Genomic DNA, 6,464 nt, shown 5'->3' with positions numbered 1-6,464 from the left:
TGGGACAAGCTGGTTCAATATCTGAAATCTCCCGAACTCCAGTTAGACAACAATCGTGCGGAACGAGCGATTAAGCCGTTTGTCATTGGACGCAAAAACTGGTTGTTTTCAAATACAGGTAACAGTGCAAAAAGTAGCGCGGTTCTTTACAGTATTATCGAAACAGCGAAAGCGAATGGGTTAATCCCTTACGAATATCTAGTGAAATTATTTGAAGAACTTCCGAAGCACAATACAGAGGACAGCCTAGAAGACCTGCTGCCTTGGAATATTAAGCTCTAAGATAGAAACAAGGTGTGGTTTGCCGTACGCTTACGATAAATCCATTCATGACTGACCGGAATACCACAGTTTTTGAGTACATTGGAGACTTGTTCAGGACTCCAGTCGATTTCAATTAACATACGAATAAAATTAATCGTCTCTGATGAAATGCGATATTTAGCCGACGTCTTTCGTCTTATCAAACAAGCTCTTTGAGCGTTGTCAGGGCAATATTCTGTTACTTTTTTATTCCGCTTTAACTCACGATAAATCGTAGCTCTATGACAATTTAGTGTACGTGCAATATTTGCCACTGATATTTCTTGCCCTAAAAGAGCAGAAATCTGGTATCTTTTGCCTTCGGTCAACTGCTGATAATTCATGTTGGTACTGCTTAGTTTTGTGGTGAAAAGAAGTGTACCAACTTCAGCAGTTGGCTTCTTCTACACCTGATTAGCAGTGTCGCACTTATTATCTGAATTTAGGAGTAACAGCAAGCTTATCAACAAATGAGCAAAAGTGACTTCAAACTAATGTCGATAAAGAAGACAGCCTTCATTAATAGTCAGTGATGAGCAGCTTATTACTTATTATCACAATCCCTTTGGCGGCAAACACGCCTATGAATAGCAACCAAAAACAAGATTGTTTGAGGTTGAATAAACAGGAAATCTTAAAACATTTCACCATTCCAGCCCACATGTTCATGCTGTCAATTCAGCTGGCGAAAAAATAATTATTTGATAGATATATGAAAGATTTTTCAAAAGAAATAATGCAAGTAGAAAAAGCAGGAAATGAAATATTCTGGCAAGGAGCAGCTTCTGTAGATCAAATAAAAACATTAGAGAATGCTTTAGATTTAATTCTTCCCGAAGATTTTTGCGATTTCCTTAAAACATATGGTGGAGGTGGCGTAATAAGTGAAGAAATATCTGGAATTGAATCAAATGATGCGACTCTAACAAACGGTGGGACAGTATATGGGGACACCTTAGAAGTTAGAAAACGTTTCCAACTTCCTCAAAAGCTAGCAGTAGTAGTTTGGGAGAATGATGAAATATGCTGGTGTCTAGATTGCACTCAAGCATCAACAAAACTTAGTGATGTTAAAATTGTAAATTACAACATTTTCACAAGAAAAGTAGACGTTATTATTTCGAATAATTTTGAACGTTTTTTTGCACAATACCTTGAATTAAGGTCACAATAAAAGGTGTCAGAGTTACTTTAACCCGTGGAGCGTAAATCTCGGGGGCTTGCCCCCGTGCTGGATAGCATAAACTGGGTCTTTTTCCAGTTTATGCTATTCATCATATGGAACTTCAGAGAAATACACATCACGTATACCGGTTAATGTACCACTTTGTTTGGATACCGAAGTATCGTCACAAAATATTTGTAGAGCCTTATCGCGAAACAATGAAGACGATCATTCACAAGATTGGTTATGACTATGATTTTGATATTCAAGAGTTAGAAATCCCAGAAGATCATATTCACATGGTTATCAAAGGTGAACCGAAAATGGCTCCTAGTCATGTAATGCAAGTTGTAAAAAGTATCTCAGCAAGAGAGTTTTTTAAGTTATATCCAGATATCAAGAAGCGATACTTTTGGGGTGGTAAGTTGTGGACACAAAGCTATTTCGTCGAAACCATCGGTAATGCCAATGAAGAGACAATCAGGAAATATGTTCAAAACCAACTAGTCGAGCTGGACAGTAAAGAAAAGAACGCCAAGCAGTTGGGTCTGTTTTAAAACTCGGTCGCTTGCGGCCGAGTTTTTTATAGTAAAAAACTAAAACAATCGAGGTCAGAACGCTTGCGGTTGAATTAGTTAATAGACCCAAATAGGCCAACACAGTAGCCTATGTACAGACAAGTACCACAGACCCCAAGCTTATGTACATAACCCTGAGGATTGGGTGGACCCGCTGGGATTGGCTGGGGCGGCTCATCCTGATAAGGATGATGTAAATAAGAAAATGAATGTTGGCTCGGCCGGGCACCATGTTCCTGCTGTGCGAAAAAGCAAAGGAAGAGAGTTTGAAGTATCTAGATCAGATAAAGATCGTCCTACTCTGCACTTTAAAGGAGATAACCCAAGCCATGACCATTGGAGATCACATGATGCAGAGAGGGCTATTATTGGACCTCGTCAAGGAAATTTTTCTTTTACGAATCAGTATCTTATAAACACATAGAAAAATCCTATGAAGGTTTGGATGATATAAAAGTTGATGTTAGGTCACCAAGTGGAAAATATAATTTAGGTGAAGGTTTGACTCCAAAAGATGCGGTGACAAGTATTGAAAATTATTTCAAAGCAAGAGGGATGTTATGAATAAAAAATTGTTGGATCTTATGCTAAAAATAAAAAATGGAGACATTATCAGCTCGATAAATTGTGATGAAATAGATATTGACGAATTACTTGATAAAAGAGATGAAGATCCGTTCGATAGTGATTGGGTTTTAGCAAATGAAAAAATGGAATTAGAGTTGGCGAATCAAAACTTGGGGCAAGCTACTTTAGATTTTATTGAGCAAATTAGAGAAGAATCATTTAAGGCTGCGAATAAAAACTTAGCTAATGGAGAAATAGCTGAGTATGTTAGTGATGATTTTGAGCTTATAGCTAAATCGATTGTAATTATCTCTTCTGATCCTTGGGTTGCGTCTTTATTAGGGACATATTTAAACGGAGAATTTCCTATAGGTTTGTTGAAAAATCAAACTGTTCCCATTTCAGATTTGGTTTGAGGCAAATCAACAATACACATAAAGCGACAAGAAGTTATGCTAGAAGTCAAGGGTTAGCTAATGATGGTTATGAAATAGTTGATACTAAAACAGATAACGTTGCCAAGACAGGTGTTAGTGGTGGCCAGTTAAATCAGAATGGAAGCTCGCGTCGTGCAAATTCCCAAGCAAATAGGTGGAATAAAGAGCTAGGGAATGAAGGCCGTTACGTTCCGCGTGTTGTTAAACAGGTACGGTACCAGCAGGACAAGGTGCTAGAGAAGAAATATTGAAGTGGGAGAGAGATAATGCCTCCCGTTTAAGAAAAGAGTTAGACCCTGCTAGGCATTCAAGACCATGATTTTAAAAGAAATATACTTATACCCTGATTTGACTGAATATGAAGATGAAATTGTTCATCCTTTTAGGGATCAAACTAGAAGCACCTTTTGTTTTGATTTAAGATTCGACACCTTTATCAAAACGGGTAACTCTCTCTTTTGCAAGGAGATGTGTCAGATTAGATCGGAACTAATACATAAATTATCAATATAATCAATTTTAACAGTTTGTAATAATCGGAGCCAAACTACGCGTAGAGTGATAACATTGAGCTGATCTTTTGCAAAGAAATAAGGTTATCATAAATCTCTTAGTGTTTCCGTAGCTATTATATCTCCGATGTTCCAGAGATTTCTGAGATTTGCGAAATCTTGCAAACTATCCCTTTCTTCGTCACTAAGTGGTCTAAGTGACTCATATCCGCTTATTATTGAGTCGCGTTGTTCTGTCGTGGGGTAGTGATAAGCGATAGCCAGATCATACGCTCGCCATCCGAATCCACAATGATCAAAATCGAAGATGGTCACTTCATCACCATAGAAGTGCATATTGCCTGGGTGGAGGTCGGCATGGATGATACCGAATTGATCGCTGTTTAAGCTAATGTTATTTATCCGTTCTATGTAATTATCGAGAGGTTGGAGCATTCCGACGATCCTCTCACCTTCAGCAATCAGCTCATCGAATTTAGGATTTGTACCTTTAGTTTCAGCTCCCTCTGAAATCAGTTTAAGGGGTTGTTCTATCAGATATTTTAAATCTAGCCTATACCGTTTATGTGTGGTAATAAACGAATTGGAAGTTTGATGTATTTTGGCCAAATATTTTCCAATATTGTAACATTGGTTGCTTGTTATTGAGCGAGAGGCAAGTGGTATTCCTTCTGCGTATGGAAATAATGCAAATGACCTGTCACCTAGCGTCGTTTGAACTGTACCCAGTAACTTGCCATTAATGTTCGCTAAAGCATTTGCTACTGGTACGTTATTTTGATGTAAATAGGCAAGTAAATCCAATTCAAAACGGTATGCGCTGTCAGACTTAATAAAGTATTTATTATTCAAATACACTCGAAAGACATATTTCTCTTTCGATGTTGCTATGAAATAACTATCGTTCATTCCACGTATGATAAACATGCAGTGCTTGATTTTGTCCAGCGAATAATTAGCTCTGACAATTTCTACTATCTCGTCTGGTTTTAAAAATACATTCATTTGATTGTTTTATCCTATAACAGCTAAATCACTCAGGCCAGTTCCAGAGGGGTATATCAAACAGCTTTTGTCCAGCAATATGTGTTTCACTCATTTCTTTATAAATATTTATTGGGTAAAAATCGTTGTGTTCTTCAAGTGTTTCAATAAGTCGTGGAGCATGTGACACAACCCAAAGCTGAGTTTTCATAGATGTCATGAGAATCAACCGACCTAATGCAGGAAGCAAGTCAGCGTGTAGACTCGTCTCAGGTTCGTTTAGTATCAGTAATGGTGGCGGTCTTGGTGCCAATAGAGCTGCAATCAAGGCCAGATAACGCAATGTCCCATCAGACAGTTCTGATAATTTTAGCGGGCGGATTAAGCCTTCTTGTTTTACGAGCAACATAAAACGATTGTCGTTGTCTGCATGAAAATCTAGTGTTATACTAGGGAATGCATCTTCCACCGAGTTGGCTAGTTTCACCCGGTCACCTATTTCATAGATAGTTCTTAGAGCAGAAACCAAATTTATTCCGTCGTGATCCAGAACTGTGGCCCTTGAGCCAATTTGGGGAATTCTTATTTGCGACTCAGAATCAGTTCGAAAGTGATCATAAAATCTCCACCCTTGTATGAATTTTCGAATAATATGCACTTCCGGTATTGCGACTGGATCGCTTATTTCGCTTAGTATGCTTTCGTAATTGTTAAGATCAGAGGTATAAACTATCCACTTATTACCCGAGCGAACTTTCACTGTTAGACCTTTTCTATCGACTAGACAAGAAGAAGGTCTATAGAAGTCTCCCGCCCAGATACATTCCCGTTTAATTTCTGGATCCAGATGGAACATAGAGGGATCTGGATTTTTAGGGTCTGGTGGAGTAGGTAGTCCAAGAGAAATGCTATAACCAAATTGTTCGGCAACGAACCCAAGATTTAATCGAGATACTTTCTTTGCGCTTGCCTGAACCTGAGTGCGACCATGTTTCATATCGTTTGTCAGTGAGCTAGGGGCAGCCCAGAATATTCTATCAAGCCCGCCCTCATTCGCCAAGGAAGAAATTATATTATCGGCTGCGCTGGACAAAAGCCGCAAAGATTTATACAAATTCGATTTCCCACTTCCATTTTGCCCAGTCACAACGCTCAAGGAGCCTAACGGAGTGATAATGTTCTTCAAAGAGCGGTAATTAAAGCAAGCAAAATATTTTAGCATAACATTATATTTTTCCTTGAATAATAGTTGTTTCAGAGAGAAAATTCGAGTAAAAGAATGCGTATATTACCGTATTGAATAGTTTATTTGTCAATCGCAGTGGTGGCGCATGACAATAAATTTTGGCCAACTCAAATAGTACACTTTTGTTTCAGATAGTTCATAGTTAATTCATGTGATCATGTGTCAGTTGGTTCACTTTTAAAATCCAATCATGCTTAAGGCTGCCAAAGAGGCGTCCAACAACGACATTATCCCAATGACTAAATTAGATTGGTCAGTATGCAACCTTGCTGACACTGTCTTTTAGTTCAAGTTTGAGCTACTACAGCCCTGGATAATGAAACAGTTTTTGATGTTGATTTTTTGGAAAACATTTACATATTATCAACTATAGAAAATACGGATGAAGTAAAAGGACCAGAGCGATTGCGACTGAATTAGCCAACACCCCCAAGCAGGCCAGCGAAGCGACCTAAGTACAGATTAGTATCGCGCAATAAAAAGAAGTCATAATTCTAGCCCCCAAGCCTATGTTAATACCAAGTTATAATAGAAAGAAGGGTATTAAAACCTAAATTCAGATAATAAGTGCGACACTGCTAATCAGGTGTAGAAGAAGCCAACTGCTGAAGTGGGTACACTTCTTTTCACCACAAAACTAAGCAGTACCAACATGAATTATCAGCAGTTGAC

General features: G+C 38.3%; 8 protein-coding genes and 1 pseudogene. 6 read left to right on the top strand and 3 right to left on the bottom strand.

Features of this window, described 5'->3' with window-relative positions:
• Positions 1-282: transposase domain-containing protein (locus ACMUMJ_RS16670; protein WP_414679977.1), on the top strand; the 282-nt coding region annotated here is incomplete at its 5' end.
• Between the two features lie 32 nt (positions 283-314).
• On the opposite strand, the pseudogene ACMUMJ_RS16665 reads toward ACMUMJ_RS16670, so the two are convergent.
• Positions 315-647: pseudogene (locus tag ACMUMJ_RS16665) on the bottom strand (transposase); the annotation flags it as partial.
• A 368-nt stretch (positions 648-1,015) separates the two neighbouring features.
• On the opposite strand from ACMUMJ_RS16665, the gene ACMUMJ_RS16660 reads away from it, so the two are divergent.
• From ACMUMJ_RS16660 to ACMUMJ_RS16640, 5 genes are all read left to right on the top strand, one after another.
• Entirely contained in the window at positions 1,016-1,477 is a 462-nt protein-coding gene (locus tag ACMUMJ_RS16660) for an SMI1/KNR4 family protein (RefSeq protein WP_414679976.1), read from the top strand.
• Between the two features lie 104 nt (positions 1,478-1,581).
• Positions 1,582-2,025: an IS200/IS605 family transposase gene (tnpA, locus tag ACMUMJ_RS16655; RefSeq protein ID WP_414679975.1), complete on the top strand. Its 444-nt coding sequence runs from the start codon at positions 1,582-1,584 to the stop codon at positions 2,023-2,025.
• A gap of 166 nt (positions 2,026-2,191) precedes the next feature.
• Positions 2,192-2,470, top strand: a complete 279-nt coding sequence (locus ACMUMJ_RS16650; protein WP_414679974.1) for a hypothetical protein — start codon at positions 2,192-2,194, stop codon at positions 2,468-2,470.
• Positions 2,471-2,606: 136 nt separating this feature from the next.
• Positions 2,607-3,029 (top strand): immunity protein PIM1 family protein, encoded by a 423-nt coding sequence (locus ACMUMJ_RS16645; RefSeq protein WP_414679973.1) that lies wholly within the window; start codon positions 2,607-2,609, stop codon positions 3,027-3,029.
• Positions 3,026-3,301: a hypothetical protein gene (locus tag ACMUMJ_RS16640; protein WP_414679972.1), complete on the top strand. Its 276-nt coding sequence runs from the start codon at positions 3,026-3,028 to the stop codon at positions 3,299-3,301. Before ACMUMJ_RS16645 ends, ACMUMJ_RS16640 begins: the two co-directional genes overlap by 4 nt.
• A gap of 348 nt (positions 3,302-3,649) precedes the next feature.
• Here ACMUMJ_RS16640 and ACMUMJ_RS16635 read toward each other — a convergent pair whose 3' ends face one another.
• Entirely contained in the window at positions 3,650-4,567 is a 918-nt protein-coding gene (locus ACMUMJ_RS16635; RefSeq protein ID WP_414679971.1) for a homoserine kinase, read from the bottom strand.
• Positions 4,568-4,595: 28 nt separating this feature from the next.
• Entirely contained in the window at positions 4,596-5,768 is a 1,173-nt protein-coding gene (locus ACMUMJ_RS16630; protein ID WP_414679970.1) for an AAA family ATPase, read from the bottom strand.
• Positions 5,769-6,464: the final 696 nt, after the last annotated feature.

This window comes from Marinomonas phycocola, assembly GCF_047525455.1.
Lineage (GTDB): Bacteria > Pseudomonadota > Gammaproteobacteria > Pseudomonadales > Marinomonadaceae > Marinomonas.
Note: the sequence above shows the minus strand (reverse complement) of the source record. Positions and strands in the feature narration are given on the sequence as shown.